The organism is Porcincola sp. LCP21S3_C12, assembly GCF_052118625.1.
Classification (GTDB): Bacteria; Bacillota; Clostridia; order Lachnospirales; family Lachnospiraceae; genus Porcincola.
In genome coordinates, this window is record NZ_JBQKGW010000011.1 from 1 (window position 1) to 17,507 (window position 17,507).

At 52.9% G+C, this 17,507-nt stretch carries 8 protein-coding genes; all 8 read left to right on the forward strand.

Annotated features, from left to right (window positions below):
* The coding region (locus ACTQ1N_RS07190) for a type II toxin-antitoxin system RelB/DinJ family antitoxin (protein WP_441956025.1) at positions 1-351 on the forward strand (351 nt) is incomplete at its 5' end.
* Between the two features lie 809 nt (positions 352-1,160).
* Positions 1,161-1,406, forward strand: coding sequence for an AbrB/MazE/SpoVT family DNA-binding domain-containing protein (locus ACTQ1N_RS07195; RefSeq protein ID WP_441956027.1), 246 nt, complete (start codon positions 1,161-1,163; stop codon positions 1,404-1,406).
* On the forward strand, positions 1,403-1,708 hold the full coding sequence (locus ACTQ1N_RS07200) for a type II toxin-antitoxin system PemK/MazF family toxin (RefSeq protein ID WP_441956151.1): 306 nt from the start codon (positions 1,403-1,405) through the stop codon (positions 1,706-1,708). The genes ACTQ1N_RS07195 and ACTQ1N_RS07200 overlap by 4 nt, the downstream gene beginning before the upstream one ends.
* A gap of 645 nt (positions 1,709-2,353) precedes the next feature.
* Complete coding sequence (locus tag ACTQ1N_RS07205; protein WP_441956029.1) at positions 2,354-3,430, forward strand: LCP family protein; 1,077 nt, start codon at positions 2,354-2,356, stop codon at positions 3,428-3,430.
* A 52-nt stretch (positions 3,431-3,482) separates the two neighbouring features.
* Positions 3,483-4,832 (forward strand): diguanylate cyclase, encoded by a 1,350-nt coding sequence (locus ACTQ1N_RS07210; RefSeq protein WP_441956031.1) that lies wholly within the window; start codon positions 3,483-3,485, stop codon positions 4,830-4,832.
* Positions 4,833-5,321: 489 nt separating this feature from the next.
* Complete coding sequence (locus ACTQ1N_RS07215; RefSeq protein WP_441956033.1) at positions 5,322-14,405, forward strand: DUF7507 domain-containing protein; 9,084 nt, start codon at positions 5,322-5,324, stop codon at positions 14,403-14,405.
* A gap of 762 nt (positions 14,406-15,167) precedes the next feature.
* On the forward strand, positions 15,168-16,310 hold the full coding sequence (locus ACTQ1N_RS07220; protein ID WP_441956153.1) for a substrate-binding domain-containing protein: 1,143 nt from the start codon (positions 15,168-15,170) through the stop codon (positions 16,308-16,310).
* A gap of 228 nt (positions 16,311-16,538) precedes the next feature.
* Positions 16,539-17,507 (forward strand): ABC transporter permease, encoded by a 969-nt coding sequence (locus tag ACTQ1N_RS07225; protein WP_441956035.1) that lies wholly within the window; start codon positions 16,539-16,541, stop codon positions 17,505-17,507.

The following is a 17,507-nucleotide window of genomic DNA, read 5'->3' on the forward strand; positions in this document are numbered from 1 at the left end:
GACACTAGGAAGGTGGTGTCGTTTATGGCAAATAAAACAGCGAATGTTAATGCACGTGTTGAGGAAAATGTGAAGAAGAAGGCGGAAGATATTCTATCGGCTATGGGCATTCCTGCATCTGTTGGAATAAATATGTTCTACAGACAGGTTATCTATTGCCATGGACTTCCGTTCAGGCCATATGTCCCTGAGAATGGCTCCCGGGCGCTTAGCGAGATGACAAAGGAAGAATTTGATTCGCGGATGGCCGCGGGCCTAGCAGATGCAAAGGCTGGAAGGGGCGTTTCTGTGGATGAAGCATTTGATCAGCTGCTCGAAGGACTCAAAGAGAAAGAGGCTGTCAATGCATGAATACAAAGTCATCATCACCAATCATGCTTTGCATTCCATGACAGAGATCAGGGATTACATAGCGAAGGAGCTTTTGAATCCGTCAGCGGCGATCAGTCATCTGGAATTTTTCAGGAGTGAGATAAAAAAGCTTTCCGAGATGCCAGACAGGCATAAGCTTATTGATGAGCAGCCATGGCATGACGAAGGCATCAGATGTGATTTACGCCGGAAGAGATCAGTCGAAACGGCTTGAACAAATGCCAATGAAATAATGAGATACACAAAGAGCATTTGCCAAAACATGGCAAGTGCTTATTTTTGTCTGCCGGGGGTGAGGGCGGGATAAATCTCTCAGCCGAAACCAACTGGAGACCGTCGCCCCCTCACGCATGCATTTTTTTCAATTCAAACAGGGTATTAACCCCATGCCGCCAGTGCGAGAACCTTGTGAACCCCAGGCTCATTGATTGATTTTGTTTGCAATAAAGGTTCCAAACGTTACTATATCCAGTCGGCATTTCCCGCCCGGCCTCTTATTATCAGAAATGAAGGAGAGCAAATCGTCACAAGGAACAATATCCTTATATTGTATCTGTTTTGGCGTCCGGAATTCTGTGCGCGGTAAGCTGATTTTACATCCGGAATTCCGGAGCTTTTGCCACAACTTTAGCCTTGAGGGGATCCTCGACGCTGCTGCGCACCAGATCAATGGGGGAAGCTGGCCGGAGATCGGAGAAACGGATCATTTATTACCAACGGGGGGGTAAGAAGCTTGAAAAATCTGCAAGGTGGATATACATTATATATACATAGAGGAGGTATGTGCGATGCAGACTCAGGTAAAAGCATGGGGGAATAGCCAGGGGATTAGAATTTCAAAGGAAGTACTTAAAGAGGCTGATGTAGCTGTTGATGACATACTGGATGTAAAAGTCTCAAATGGAGTGATCATGCTTGTCAAGCCGTTTAGACATAAGACTTTGGAAGAGCGTGCTGCTGCATGTGATGGAAGGCTTGATCTTGACGGGGAATTTGACTGGAGGAAGCCAGTAGGGAGAGAGATTTGGCAATGAAAGAAGGAATCTGTCAGGGAGATCTTCTTAAGATTGAAAGAATTAAGATGCCGGTGCTGGTTGTAAGTAAAAATTTCTTCAATCAAAGTGGGGAGGTTATTGGTTGCCCTGTTTACAGAAACGGGAAACCAGGAGCGCTGCATATCAGGATTGAAACAGAAGAAGTTACCGGATATGTTCATTGTGAGAAAATGGCACTGCTGGATATGAATGTAAGAAGATATTCTAAATTAGGCAGCATACATATGTCAGAGATTATTGATATAACGGATGCGGTCCAGGGAATTTTTGATTATGTGTGAACCAAACACTCGTAATCTTAACTTCCAGTGAGATTTAACGCTCAAGCAAAATAAATGGCATTTAAAGCCCGTAAAAGTGAGAAAGGTCCGTTCGAGTGCCAGCGTAAACACCGCAGCGAAGCGCTGGACAACCGAGATCACCCAACGTGACAGGCTCTTTCTGCGGAAACTTGGAGTCCCGGATCTCTGACGTTTTGAGTACAGAATACACAACTTTTAGATTTCTATGATTGTGAACAAGTGAGCCGGCGAGCAGTTTTCTGCTTGTCGGCTCTTGATTAACTATTGATAAAATATCTGATTGAATAGCGCCATTTTGAGTAATTTACCCTTGAATTATTCTATTTACAAAGTTATTCTTGTGAAGGCGCCGGGTGCCGGGTGCAGTGGGCCTGGCGAACCCTGCAGACACGAGAGGACAGCTGCTGGATGTGAGCTGCAGTTTGCCCGGCTGAAATGAATACAAGGAGGAATTTTGGGAACATGTATGGGAAGACGATGGAGATGTCCTGGAGCATGGGTGCAGCTGCGACATCTTCGGCTTGCCTGGGGCTTCGGGCAGGTTTGCCTCGAAACGCGGGGAACACGGGAATGCCTTCGCTTGGGCAGAGATGTGGGGTAAAGTTATTCAAAGAGGGGGATGCAATGAGATCCGGATATGACCGTGAACGTCGGAAGATGAGATGGCTTCCGATTGTATTGATTGTTATGGGGGTGCTGGCTGCGCTGGTTCTGCTCGCAGTCGGACTGTTCTACCATTATTACGGCCTGTCGAATTATGAGGGCAAGGCTGCGCAGACGCAGCTCAGCTCCGAGGATATGGCAGAGGCAAAGAGGGCAGCGGAGGCGCATGTCGAGAAGCTGAACCTTTCCGATTCCGAGGTGGAACAGATCAAGACGGAGAATGACAAGGCCATCAAGGCAGCGAATGTGAGTGCCGTGGATCAGCCGGATGTTTACAACCTGCTGCTGGTTGGCGTCGACCGAAGGGATGACAGCTGGAACGGTAATGCGGATTCGATGATTCTGGCATCCATTAACAAGCCGAAGAAACGGATCACCCTGATGTCGTTTATGCGCGATCTGTACGCGGACATCCCGGGATATGGTGTGCATAAGTTGAATGCGGCCTGCGCATACGGCGGCTGCAGCCTGCTGGTAAAGACGCTGGAGGAAAACTATAAGGTTCATATCGACAACTATGCCTGGGTGGACTTTCAGTCGATGGCAGAAGTCATCGATGCGCTGGGCGGGGTCGATCTTTCGATAACGGATGCAGAAGTAAAGGTCGCAAATGATTATATTAAAGAGCTTTGCAGCATCACCGGCGCGGATCCCCAGTCGGAGTATCTCCAGGGCGGCGGTGACCTGCACTGTGACGGTATCCAGGCGGTTGCTTACGGGAGAATCCGTTATGTCGGCAATGCGGACTTTCAGCGGACCGAGCGCCAGCGGATTGTCATGGAGCAGATGATCTCTAAGATGAAAGATCTGTCGCTTGGCGATATGAATTCATTCGCGACAACCGTGCTGCCATTGGTGCACCATGACATCTCTGTCCCGGAGGTGCTTACGCTGACGGCCGCCGCACCGACTTTTCTGAAGTATGATGTCAAGGAGGCGCGTGTTCCGTTTGACGATCACTATCAGAGCGTCCAGGAGATCCTGAATCCGGACATGGACTACACTCTCCCGGAGATCCAGAAGGAATTATACGACTGAGGACTGGGAGCAAGTGGCAGCTGTGCCGTAATAAGCTGCGGGAGAGAAAGTTATGGAAGCAGAGGTTCAGCAATATGAGGATATACCGGTTCCGTTTGCACTGTTCCGGGTGGTGTTCAATAATGCGCATGATGCGGTGACGGATACAGAGTATGTGTATGCCAACCGGCTGTATTGTCAGATGGGGCATATTCCCTGGGAGGATATGGCCGGACGGACGTTCCGGGAGGTCTATCCGGCGTCAGATTCGCGGTGGTTTTCGTACTGCTATGAAGCGGTCACGAAGGGAGTGACTCGTCATGACTGCATTTTCAGTGAGGAGACGCAGCATTGGCTGGACTTCACAGTCGGACCGGTGTCGGAAGAGGACTGTGTTTCATTTGTCTTCACGAACGTGGATGTCCAGAGGCATGATATTCTGCGGGGGCAGCAGACGAGCGAGAGCATCCTCAGCATCACAAAGGTCCTGAACGGCGAGGAGGATTACGAGACCAGTATGAACCATGCGCTGCAGGAGCTGAGCAGGTTCATCCATCCGGACCGGCTGTACGTGCTGGAAACGGATCAGAAGACGGCGTCAAACACATTCGAATGGTGTGCAGACGGGATTCAGCCGGAAATCGGGACGCTGCAGAATCTCGATTACGGTGACTATCTCGGGGGCTGGGAGAGATACCTGGAGGATGATACAAGTGTTGTCATCAACGATATCGAGGAGCTGAAGGCGGAGGATCCGCTGGATTATCAGAACCTGAAGAGGCAGGGGATCAGGAGGCTAATCGGGGCACCATTCTACAACGGCGGCCGGCTGATCGGTTATCTTTGTGCGGACAACTACGCACTGAACGATTTGATCAACACGAAGCTGGTGCTTGAGACGGTTTCGTATTTTATCGGGGCAAAGGTGGTCAACCAGCGGCTGATCGACCAGATGGATCATCTGAGCCGCTATGATTCGCTGACGGGTGTCCACAATCGCAATGCCTGCATGGAGAAGATCGAGAAACTGAGGAAGCTGGGAGTCAGTGTCGGAATTGTCTATGCGGATGTAAATGGACTGAAGCGCCTCAACGATGCGGGCGGGCATGAAGCAGGTGACAGGGCGCTGCGGTCTGTCGCCCATTTACTGACGAGCCAGTATGGCGTTGACAATACGTACCGGTATGGCGGGGATGAGTTTGTGGTTCTTCTTCCGATGATCAGCCGGTCGGATTTTGAGCGTGACAAGCGGAGCCTTCTGGGCATGGTCCAGCAGAGGAAGACGCATCCTGTTGCGCTTGGATTTGAGTGGGTGCGCGACAGCAGGCAGCTGCATGATGCGGTACGGCGTGCCGACAAGAGAATGTATCATGACAAAGCGCTGTACTATCTGCAGAACCAGGAAGAAAGCAGGGCAGACTGAAACAAGCTGCCAGGAATGCCGCAGGGCAGATAGAAACAAGCGGTCAGGAATACCGCAGGACAGATTAAAACAAGCGGTCGGGAATACCGCCAGCCGGGTGAACGGCTGGCGGTATTTTGATACCTGTGTCAAAAAAAGTCTCCATGTCCGGCGCACGGTCGAATGTCTTATAGTTCGGTCGGAAATGTCGGTTATTAAGAGACAAAAAGAATGAATATCAGAATATAGGGCTGCATAGCTAATATAAATACGAATTTAGCTTCTTTTCATTCCGATTTAACATACATTCATTCCAAACCTATTGTCGGGTCAGTCTCCTTTTTCATATAATGTTCTTACAAAAATACATTCTTGCGAACAGAAACTTTGTAATGAGCATGGACGGGGAATCCGCTGCAGCACCTGATATGTGTGTCAAGGCGGATGGCTCTGGATGGGAGGGCATCCTGTCCGCGAAAATGGGAACCGCGCACGACAAGGAGGGTATCTATGAATATTCGGCAGGATCTCAAACGATTCCTCAGCATCATGATCACAATCTGTGTGATCTTCACCACAACTGTGGCCAGTCCGCTGAGCACCATGGCAGAAGCTCCGGAAGGATTGCCGGCGGAAGAAACTGCAGCGGTCACGGAACAGGCAGCAGCGGAGGCAGAGCCGGCAACCGTCGGGCAGGCCCCTGCTCCTGCGGCAGAGGCACCGGCGGCGGAAGCACCACCCCCGGCACCAGCACCTGCGCCGGAGACATCCGCACCTGCACCGGAAACATCGGCGCCTGCGCCGCAGACCGCAGCACCGGCATCTGTCCCGGAAACTTCCGCGCCAAAGGTGGAGACGCCGGCAGCGGAATCACAGGCCGCAGCGCCGGCAGCAGAACCACAGACATCCGCTCCGGCAGCAGAAAAGCAGCCTGAAGAGACGCAGATGGCGGACTCGAAGGAAGAAAAGCCGTCTGCAGATGGGAAAGGCAGCGGGAAAGCAGGAGACGGTCATTCGACGACAGCAGAAGGGACGGATGCGCAGAATACGCACGGGGAAAATGCGCCAGCGGACCAGGCTGATGCAGGCAGTGCAGCGGGCGATGCTTCGACAGACCCGCCGCAGACGGCAGACGCACAGCAGGCGGAGGTGAATACAACCGCAGCTACAGTCGGTGAAAGCGATACGGCAGGACAGCAGCTGTCCGAACAGCCGGAAGCCGAAACCGGGAAGGAAACGGAGTCCGAGTCTGAGACGGAAACCGAGACGGAGGAAACCTATCCGGCACAGTCCTTCACAGGACGGGCGAACAACATCACAGTGTCCGTCATCGCCGGTGAGGGCGTCTTCCCGAAGGGGACGACGATGGTTACGACAGCGGTCTCTGCGCAGCATGCCATCAGTATCGCGAATGCGGCGACCGATGACCAGACCGAGGTCAAGGACGCGATCGGTGTGGACATCTCCTTCCGTGACGCGTCCGGCAGGGAGATCGAGCCGAAGGATGGACGAAGCGTCCAGGTCCGCATGACGGTCGGTGCAGGCAGTGCGCTGGAAGGCGACAACTTCTCTGTCGTCCACCAGAAGGACAACGGCGCAGTTGAAACCGTCACCGAGAACGCATCCGCACGCGGAGCAGTCTTCGCGGCAGATTCATTTTCGATCTATGTCATCACCGGAACCGGAACTGCAGAGCAGGAGCCGGCGGTTGAGACCTGGAACTTCTACGGAGCTGATAATACGACCCTCCTCTCTACACAGATGGTGAAGGATGGAGAGTCGCTGAACGCACCGGCATCGCCGGAGAAGGAAGGCTTCATCTTCAGGGGATGGGCGTATTCGGCAGAAAGGGCAGCAGCCGGAACGGTAGATGTAGCTGCATTCACAACCAGGACGGTGGAAGTATCCTCTACCCGGACCGTGAATCTGTATCCGGTATTTGAAGCGAAGCTTTATGTCTTCTTCATGGACAACTACAATAGAGTCTGGCAGACAAAAGAAGGCGTTTCTGGAAGCAAAATTTCCGTATCGGACGTTACGCTTCCGCTTGGCTCGGAGCAGTCCGTCACCGGCTGGTACAAGGACAGCACGCTTTCGGGCGACGCCGTCACGGAAGTCACCCTCTCGAGCGAGGATGTGACACTCTATCCGAAGGTGGAGTCGGGACATTACCTGTACTTTTCCTCCGGAGAAGGCGCATCCTACGTCGCTCCGCAGTTCGTCGCGGCAAATTCTGAGACAGTGACGCCGGGAGAACCGACCAGAAGCGGCTACACGTTTGCGGGCTGGTCCAGCACGGAAAGCTCAGCTGCGGCGGATTTCACATTCGGCGGGAAGCTTACAGAAAACAAGACCGTCTATGCGGTATGGAAAGCTAGATCGGATACGCAGTACACGGTGATCTTCTGGAAACAGTCGGCCAACGACAGCAAGGACGCTCTCGACAGCCAGAAAACCTATGACTACGCGGAGTCCGTGCCCAGAACCGGAACCAGTGGACAGGAAGTTTCTCCAAGATCCGGAGACACGAGTAAAAATTATACAGGATTTCATTATAACGCCTCAAAATCGGTCTCTGTCACCATCAGCGGAGATGGCACCACCATCCTGAATGTTTACTATGATCGGAATTTGTTGACAATTGAATTTTACGAGAACATAGGATCAGATCGGCGGCCAAAGTGGCAAAAGATGGATGATCCATATACTGGTCTCTACGGGCAAACGCTGGCGCAGAACGGCTATTCCTGGCCGGAGGAATACAACTGGTATAATAAGAGCAAAAGAAATCAGCTGACATTTCTGGACGCTTTCATCTTTGATCATCTTGTTGATTCCGGATATGGAAGTACAACCAGCATCAGCCTGTACAGGTATGACAGAAGCGGTTCTGTCAGTATCAACCACTATAAACAGAATCTGGACGGAAGCTACAACTATTCCAGTCCGACGAATTCTACCAATTCAGATATCGGAACTTTTAATTTTTCCAATAAATACAATGGCTTTACGATCGACAGCTGTTATATAGGTCGGAATACGCCGACGGACAATTCCGGATGGAGGAAAGCATCTGCAGGAAGCAGTGTCGAGTATGGATCAAACCTGTACATCCGTTACACAAGAAATAAGTATGACCTTTCCTTCTATAATTATAACGGGCAATCAAGAAAGGAATTGGTGCTTTATGAGGCTTCTCTGGAATCCTACGCCTCTTATGTGCCGGAACGGCCTTCCGATCTTTCGGAGGAGTTTACCTTCCAGGGCTGGTACAAGGATCCGGAGTGTACGCAGGCGTTTGACTTCAGCCAGACCATGCCGGCGGGCGGCGTGACGCTTTACGCAAAGTGGGCGGAACCGACCTACAACGTCACGGTTCATCTGACCATGGACGGAAGTGGAGCTTCAACCAGCCTGACAATCGGTTATGGCGCGGCGATCAGTGAGTCGGATATGCCGACCGTAAAGGATGCGAACGGAAATACCGTCTTCCAGGGGAATGGCAGCAATACCGTGATGCTTCCAGAGAATGTGGACTGGATCGGCTGGGCGACGAAGAACGGTACGCAGTATACAACCTTCAATTTCGCAAGGAAGATCTACAGCGACATCACGCTGTATCCGTACTATGTGAACAAGGCGGATTACTCAGTGACATATGATGCAAACGGTGGTACCGGTACTGTGACGGACGGGAAAAAGTACGCCAGCGGTGCCTGGGCGGATATCCAGCCTGGCAAGAGCCTGAAAGCACCGAGCGGAAAGACAGCCTTCCTGTACTGGGCTGCCAATAAGAATGGTACCGGATTGACCTATTACCCGGGTGACCGGATCCAGGTCATGGGGGATCTGACGCTGTATGCGGTTTACGGCGACCCATCGAAGACGACAAGCCTGACGTACAACTCCAATTATCCGTATGGATCCGGCTTTGCGGAGCAGACAAAGAAGCAGTCTATAAACGGGTCAGAGACGCTTCAGAACAATGTTTCGTTCCAGGCACTTTCGCCGGCTGACGCGGGCTTCAGTGTGCCGGACGGCTACTATTTCGCCGGCTGGAATACCAGCAAGAACGGGAACGGGACAGCTGTGGCAGCTGGGGCGGATATCCTTGTGGATGTCAAAGTGGGGCCGAACACCCTCAACGCACAGTGGGTGAAAAAGCAGGCGGTTGTCTTGACAGTGGCCGGGTCTACAGAAACCCATCCCTATGACGGAAAGACGTATGATGTCAATGGATATACCACGGACATCACCGTGGACGGGGCGAAAGTCAATGCTCTTCCGGGAAATCTGAAGCTGGATGAGACGAAAGCGAAGGCAAAGACAGCCTCCGGAAAGGATGCGGGCACGTACAAGATCGGACTTACGGAAGGAGATTTCCTGATAACCGGAAGTGACTTGGAAAAGTACAGCATTACCATAAAGGTGACAGATGGAACCCTGACAGTGGAGCCGAGAAGCGTGACGCTGACCTCGGCATCAGACTCCAAAGCGTTCGACGGCACCGCGCTGACAGCTCCTGCGGTAACAGTCAGCGGAGATGGCTTTGTGGCAGGAGAGACGTCGGACATCAAGGCAACGGGGACGATTACCAAGGTCGGTTCGGTGACCAATACGATCATTTACACAGAGACGGCTGGCTTTGTTGCGCGAAACTACAGCATCACGAAACAGGAAGGAACGCTTACAATCACCCAGAACCAGTCGAAGATCACGGTTACGGCTGCAAGTGACAGCAAGGTCTATGACGGAACACCGCTGACGAACGATGAGTATAAGGTGGAGGGGCTGCCGGAAGGCTTTACCCTTGCGAATGTGACGGTCACTGGCTCCGCGACGAATGTTTCGGATACCAGTTCCGGCAACAACAAGGTGACGGGCGGCAAGATCCTCTACAGCGGAGAGGATGTGACAGGCCAGTTTGCCAACATTGAGAGGGTCGACGGAATGCTCACCATCCTGAAACGCAAGGTGACGCTGACTTCCGCGACGGACAGCAAGGAATATGACGGAAAACCGCTCACCAATAGTACAGTCACGGGCGGAGACGGGTTTGTCGCAGGCGAAGTGAAGGAGCTGAAGGCAACGGGGTCACAGACAGATGTCGGCTTCTCCGCAAATCCGATCTCCTACAGTACAGAAGGGACGGCCTTCCAGGCGGGGAACTACGAGATTGAGGAAATCATCGGGACGCTGACCGTTACGAAGAATGGAACGAAGCTGGTCGTCACGGCACCAAGCCGGACGTGGAAATACGATGGAACGGAACATTCCACCGGGAATATTGTGACCACTACCTGGCCGGCGTCGGCAACAGACTATGCGGCAAAGTACACAGTTACCGCAACGGTATCCGGTTCGGTGAAGGATGTTGATGACGGTGAGGTTGCCAATGTGGTTGCCCCGGAAAGTATCAAGATTATCGAGAAAAGTAGTGGAAGGGATGTCACGGCCAATTTTGATCCGTCGAAGATCAAGGTCGTAGATGGAACGCTTCAGATTCTGCCGAGGAAGGTGACGCTGACCTCGGAAACGGCGTCCAAGCCATTCGATGGCACGCCGCTGACAAAACCGGTCGTGAAGATCACTGAGGATGGGTTTGTGACCGGAGAGGTGACCGATGTAAGAGCAACTGGAACGATCACAAGATCTGGATCCGTGCCGAACACCATCACCTATCAGAAGGGTGAGAAGTTCAAGGAAAAGAATTACGTCATCACGGTGAATACCGGGACACTGACCGTGACAAAGGCGAATGTGGGGCTGGTGATCACTGCTCCGAGTAGAGCCTGGGAATACGACGGGACCGCGCACAGCACCGGAGACAACGTGACCGTCAGATGGCTTTCAGAATGGTATGAAAGCAGGTACAAGGTCGAAGCAACTGTCGAAGGCTCTGTGAAGAATGTCGCTGAGGGAGACGTGGAGAACAAGGTCAAGTCCTACGTGATTAAGAACAACGCAGGGGCTGATGTGACGGATCTGTTCAGCAAGAGCCAGATCCAGACGGTGTCTGGGACGCTGAAGGTGACGCCACGCGATGTCGAGCTGAAATCCGAAAGCAAGACGAAGCCGTATGACGGCACGCCGCTGACCGCACCGGGCGTGACGGTCGTCAGTGAAAAGAGCTTTGTCGGCGGAGAGGTGACGGACATCAGGGCAACAGGATCCGCACTGACAACGGATGACGGCATCGTGCCAAACACGATCACATGGACGGCAGGAAAGACATTTGATGAAACCAATTACACGATCCGGAGAGAGACCGGGACGCTGCAGATTACGCAGAACCACACGGAGATCACCGTCACGGCTGCAAGCGGCAGCAAGGTCTACGACGGAACGGCCCTGACGAAGGGCGAAAGCACCACGGTCGGGCTTCCGGAAGGCTTTACGGCGGAAGTGAAGGTCGAGGGCACCGCGACAAATGTGGCGGATTCGAAGGCTGGGAACAACAGGATTCAGTCGGTCCGGATCCTGAAGGACGGACAGGATGTGACCAGCCAGTTCGCGAGGATCACGAAGCTGGATGGCAAACTGGCCATCGAGAAGCGGCAGGTCTTTCTGGCGTCGGAATCGGCATCCAGGCCGTACGACGGAACGCCGCTGACCAGGCCGGCTGTGAAAGTCACCGGGCAGGGCTTTGTGTCAGGAGAGATCAAGGAAGACAGCATCAGGGCAGACGGCTCCATCACGAATGTCGGAGAGGTCACAAACAGCATCCTCTATACGCCGGAGCCGAAGGGCGGCTTTGACGAGAACAACTACGAGATTCAGAAGAAGGAAGGGACACTCTCCATCAGCAAGGCGGAGGTGGCATTCCGGGTCAAGGCGGCCAGCCATACATGGACGTATGACGGGAAAGCGCACAGTGACACAGGCTATACGGTCACAGTACCGGACAAGGATCAGGAAGTCTACGGGGCCTTCGAGATCGGAGCAACGGTCAAAGGCTCTGTGACAGATGTGACGGAAAAGCAGGTGGCGAATGAAGTCACGACGGTTGCCGTGAAGCTTGACGGAAAGGACGTGACGGATCAGTTTGACACCGGCGAGATGAGTCTGGAGAACGGCATCCTGGAAATCAGTCCGGCAGAGGTTATGCTGACATCGGATTCAGGATCGAAGGAATACGATGGAACCCCGCTTGAGAAACCTGAAGTGACCGTGAAGGGAACCATCGTGGAGACGGGCGGGAAGCCGCAGATCTTCCAGATCCGGGCAACCGGAAGCGTGACGGATGTGACGACGGATCCTGTTCCGAATACGATTGCATATGACACAACGGAGGATTTCATTCCGGAGAACTATGTGATCACGACGGAGGAGGGAACACTTTCCGTCATGAAGAACACCTCTGCTGAGATCATTTTCACGGCGGACAGCGCGCAGAAAATCTACGATGGAACACCGCTGACGGCACCAGGCGTCAAAGTGACAGGGCTGCCTGACGGATTCACCACAGAGGGCAGGGCGGACGGAAGCATCACCAACGTCATGCAGACGAAGGCAGGCAACAATCCGGTCACCGCTGTGAAGATCCTTGACAAGAATGGAAAGGACGTGACGGCATGGTTCACCGGTATCACGAAGAAGGCCGGCACCCTGACCATCACGAAGAGAGAGCTCACGCTGACAAGTGCAAGTGCCAGCAAACCGTACGATGGCAAGCCGCTGAAGAAGGAGGAGGTAACGATCGGCGGAGCAGATGGCCTGGCAGAGAATCATACGATCAGCTATTCCTTTACCGGAAGTCAGACCTATGTGGGAACCAGTGAAAACATTTTCACTTACACCATCCTGGAAAAAGAACGCAGTACGATCCAGACAACGTATGGGGCGGGTGCGGACGAGGAGATCGGAAGCCTGCTCACCCTGCAGCTGAACGCCCAGGCCGTACCAGAGGATGGCAGTCTGAATGGTCCGTTCACACCGGAATCGAACTACAGAATCAAGACCGAGTTTGGCGATCTGACCGTAACAGACGACACTGATTCAAAGAATGTCGTCACCAAGACACACGATGGAAAGGTCTACAGACTGGGCGAGCAGATCGTCTTCACAATCAAGGTGACGAACATCTACGATTCGGTTCAGACAATCACGCTGACCGAGCAGAGCGACGTGGTGTTCACTGGGAAGCAGACATTTGAAGGTTTAAAGCCCGGAGAAACGGTGACAACCAGTGCGTACCATGTGGTGACGGAGGCGGACATCGCAGCCGGGAGCTACAGCAACACGGTGACGGCAGCCTTCAAGGGGGCTGACAAGCCGTGGGAAGGAACAGATGAGGAATATCAGTTTGCACACCTGACACTGAAGAAAACCGTGACAAGCAAGCCTGGGAATGGAAAGGCATATGTGAAGGGCGAAACCATCCGCTACCTGATCACGGCAGTCAACGACGGAACAGTGACCCTGACTGATCTGAACATTCAGGACAGGCTGACAGAAGACAAGTGGCAGGTTGAAAAACTGGACCCGAAGGAGGAGGTAAGCTTCGAGACATCTTACGTTGTGGCAGAGAAGGATGTGGAAAAGGGCTTCGTGGAGAATGAGGCGGTCGGAAATGCAAAGCGGCCGGGGACAAATGAGAATGATGTGATACCGACACCGCCGACGGTTCAGGTTCCGGTTGAGGCATCTGATTCCAGTCTCTATGTGGAGAAGACATCTGATGTGGGTGAGGGAACGTTGGTCACTGCAGGGGATGTGATCCACTACACAATCAAGGTTCTCAACAATGGCAACACGGTTCTGTCAGATGTGACAGTGACCGACGAGCTGACAGGTGACAGCTGGAAGATCGAAGGTGATCTGAAGCCAGGTGAATTCAGAACATTTGAAGCAAGCTACACAGTGACAGAGAAGGACATGCTTGCAGGAATTGTGAAGAATACCGCAACCGCGGACGGCAGGGATCCGGGCGGAGACAAGCCGGATGTAACGCCGGGCAGTACCGGGGACAAGACAATAGAGGGCACCCCGCATCTGACTGTGACGAAGAAGGCCACCAGCCTTCCGAAGGACGCGAGGGGATATACACTGGGCGAAGAGATTCACTACCACATCGAGGTTGTGAACGATGGCAATGTCACCATTGCGGCAGTTGAGGTGTCGGATGCACTGACCGGCGACTTGTGGAAGATTGAGTCACTGACGCCGGGAGAGAGCAGAAGCTTTGACACTGTCTACGCGGTGAAGGAAACGGACATCACAGCCGGAAAAGTGACGAATGTTGCAACTGCTGACGGGGAAGATCCGGCTGGAAACAAGCCGGATGTGACACCGGGCGAGGCGGTGGACATTACTGCTCCAGGCGAACCGAATGAGGGACAGGTCAAGGGTATTACAAAACCGGAGGAGACGGAGAACCCTGAAACTGAAGCACCGAAGCAGAACGGAGCGGTCAAGGCAGAAGTGAAAAAACCATCCGGGACACAGCAGACGATAATGTCCGAATCCCAGAGCGCGGCGAAGACCGGAGACTCGGCACAGACAGAGCTTTATCTGATACTGCTTCTGGTTGCAGCGGGCGGAATCGGCCTGATTGCATGGAGACGGAAAGATGACAAGGATGGCTCCATCTGACGGTTCTATCTCAGATTGACACAATGCGCAGGTAGACGGACGGGCAGCATCTTTCGGAGCGTTACCTGCCGAAAAACACCCGGAGGATACCGGATCGTCACCCTGCGCTGTCAAACCCATTTGTTGTGGAGGCGGCTGCATCTTCCCGGGAGTCTGACAGCTCCCGGGAAGGCAGTCGCCTCGTTTTTTATTAAGAGAATACAGGGTGGCTGCCGCACGGACCTTGCCGAACATGATCGGAGAACCCATAATATGTACTTTACAACTTAATACCATTCAAGAAAGCAACTTCACATATGCATAATTTTAACATTCACAAATTGGTAAATCTGTCTGTATTTCAAAAAGACGAGTGTCAGATTTACCAATTTTTGTGCATACAAACTGGACAACAATAACAAATATGTGTTTACCTATTGACGATGAAAGACGACATGACTATACTGACTTCAGTGAAACAAGATGAAAAACGACGAAAGATGTTGATGAAATCAGTGGAAATATGATGAAATCAACAAATGGAATTCCGTTTTCATCTGTTACAGACAGTCCTGTGTGGATGACCACTGTGATGTATGTATACAACTTTAATGCTGCGGCTCCGGAACGCAGCGTTTAAGGAGTAGATGGCCGATAGACGGAAAAGCTTGGAACCGGCTTCCGAATCCCGCAGGAAAAAGCAGACAATACCCATTTGAAGGAGGGATCATCATGAAACGCAGACTTGTCAGCGCTGTTCTCAGCGCCGCTATGATCGGCTCGATGATGGCTGGAGCAACAGTTGCTCAGGCAGACACCATCGACAACAAGGACATCACAATCGGTGTCTCCATCTGGAGCTCCACGGATGTGCTTGGTTCTCAGTGCAAGAAGATTCTGGATGAGGCCGCAAAGGCGCTTGGTGTCAATGTCCAGTATGTCGACCAGGGGCATGTTTCCGAGAAGGTTACGGCTTCCGTCGAGCAGCTGTGCGCAGCTGGATGCCAGGGCATCATCATCTGCAACTCCGCAGATTCAGAGATGCAGTCCGCAATCGCGACCTGCAATGCAAACCAGGTTTATCTGGCTCAGTTCTTCCGTGTCATCAGCGAGGAGAACAGCAAGGATATCTATGATCTGGCAAAGGCTTCTGATTATTATGTCGGCGCTGTTCATGAGAACGAGCCGGAGAACGGTGAGAAGCTGGTCAACATCCTGCTTGACAAGGGCTGCAGAGACATCGGTCTGATCGGTTGGGAGCAGGGCGATGCGACATGGCTCGGCAGATGGGAAGGCTACAAGACCGGTGTTGACAAGTGGAACAAGGATCATCCGGATGATCAGGCAGCCCTTTCCGAACCGCAGTATGCAGGAACCACTTCCGAGGGCGGCGCAAAGGCAGCCAACGCACTGATGAGCGCGGATCCGAAGCTGGATGCGCTGATTCCGGCAGGCGGTGGCGGAGAGCCTCTGCAGGGCGCGATCTCTGCAGTTGAGGCAGCCGGCAAGACCAAGGACATCTCCATTGTTTCCACCGACTTCCTTCCGGATCTCGGAGAGAGACTTGAGAATGGCTCCATGGCTGGTGAGTCCGGCGGACATTACTGCGATCCGCTGTTTGCATTCCTGATGGTTTACAATGCCATCAAGGGCAACTACACAGATTTCGCAGGAACCTTCAACGAGATCAATTTCCCGTACCTGTATGTCTCTTCTGCTGATGATTACAAGGCATATGAGAAGTACTTTGTTGATCAGCTTCCGTACACGGATCAGGAGATCGTGGATCTCTCCAATGAGAGCTTCGAGGATCTGACCAAGTCGGCTGAGTCCCTGTCCATCGAGGATGCAGCAGCACGTGCAGGCGGATCGACGGCATCTACTGAGGCTGAGGTGGCAACAGAGTCCGCAACAGAGGCAGGCTGAGGAACCACGCCGGGCGGAGGACAGCTGTGAAGGCTGTTTCAGCGGCGCCTGAGCTGAGCGCAGTACGAGGCTTGAGGCCAGAGTGTCTGCGTTTCAAAACAGAAAGCAAAGCGGACGGTTCATGACCGCTTTCCAACAGAAATGACCGGGCCGGTATCATTCGGTGATACCGGCCTCTCTTTCAGGATGACTTGTCAAGTACAACTTGTCGGAAAATGAGGTATTGGTATGGGTTCAACTGAACGTGTTAAGAAAGGCGGGAAGCTCTCGGGCAGGACGATGGGATTTCTCATCCTGCTCCTTCTGGTCGTCGCCTCCTGGGCGGTTTTCAAGGCCATCACGCCCGGCAACTTCGGTTCGCCGAAAAATCTGCTCAGCTACTTTGAATCGTCTCTGATGATTTCAGCTGGGGCTGCCGGTTTCTATTTTGTCATGGTCATGGGGATGTTCGACTTCTCCATCGGCGCCAACATCATGTTGTCCGCCATCGTGGGAACGACACTGGCATCCCGTTTCAACATGGGATACTTCGGGCTGATCGCCGGCTGCATCCTGACAGGGGCGATTGTCGGGCTTTTGAACGGATTTTTCTATGTGAAGCTTCACATCCCGTCGATGATCGTCACGACCGGGCTTGCACTGATCTACGAGTCCATTGCAAGCTACATCGCGGGGGGTCAGTCAGCGACGCTTCCGTCCAACCTCCGGAAGCTCGGGGCGATGCCGGGCGACCTGATACTGGCTGTCATCGCATTCCTGGTGGCTTACCTTCTTCTGAATTATACGAAGATCGGAACCTATACGTACGCCATCGGGTCCAATGAGTTTGTCGCGAAGAACATGGGCATCAATGTCAATCTCTACAAGGTCATCGCGTTTGTGATATCCGGGGCGTTTTTCGGAATCGAGGCGATCCTGACAATCAGCTATGGCTCCTCGATGGTCGCGGAGACGGGCATGGCGTCCATGAGCCGCAACTTCTATCCGACGATGGGCTGCTTCCTCGGCCTTGCGCTGAAGAAATACGGAATCCCGATCCCGGCGATCATCATCGGTGAGTTCTTCCTGCAGATCATCTATTACGGTTTTGTGGCGCTCGGCGCGCCGACGGCCGTGAACGATGTCATCTCAGGCCTGGCGCTGCTGATTATCGTCACGCTGACAACAAAGGTCGGCAAGGGCGAGATTGTCAAGTGA

What these genes read in the sequence shown, in the direction of transcription:
- ACTQ1N_RS07220 (WP_441956153.1), top strand. Translation starts at nt 15,168, where the DNA reads ATGATGGCTGGAGCAACAGTTGCTCAGGCAGACACCATCGACAACAAG.
- ACTQ1N_RS07225 (WP_441956035.1), top strand. Translation starts at nt 16,539, where the DNA reads ATGGGTTCAACTGAACGTGTTAAGAAAGGCGGGAAGCTCTCGGGCAGG.
- ACTQ1N_RS07200 (WP_441956151.1), top strand. Translation starts at nt 1,403, where the DNA reads ATGAAAGAAGGAATCTGTCAGGGAGATCTTCTTAAGATTGAAAGAATT.
- ACTQ1N_RS07210 (WP_441956031.1), top strand. Translation starts at nt 3,483, where the DNA reads ATGGAAGCAGAGGTTCAGCAATATGAGGATATACCGGTTCCGTTTGCA.
- ACTQ1N_RS07205 (WP_441956029.1), top strand. Translation starts at nt 2,354, where the DNA reads ATGAGATCCGGATATGACCGTGAACGTCGGAAGATGAGATGGCTTCCG.
- ACTQ1N_RS07195 (WP_441956027.1), top strand. Translation starts at nt 1,161, where the DNA reads ATGCAGACTCAGGTAAAAGCATGGGGGAATAGCCAGGGGATTAGAATT.
- ACTQ1N_RS07215 (WP_441956033.1), top strand. Translation starts at nt 5,322, where the DNA reads ATGAATATTCGGCAGGATCTCAAACGATTCCTCAGCATCATGATCACA.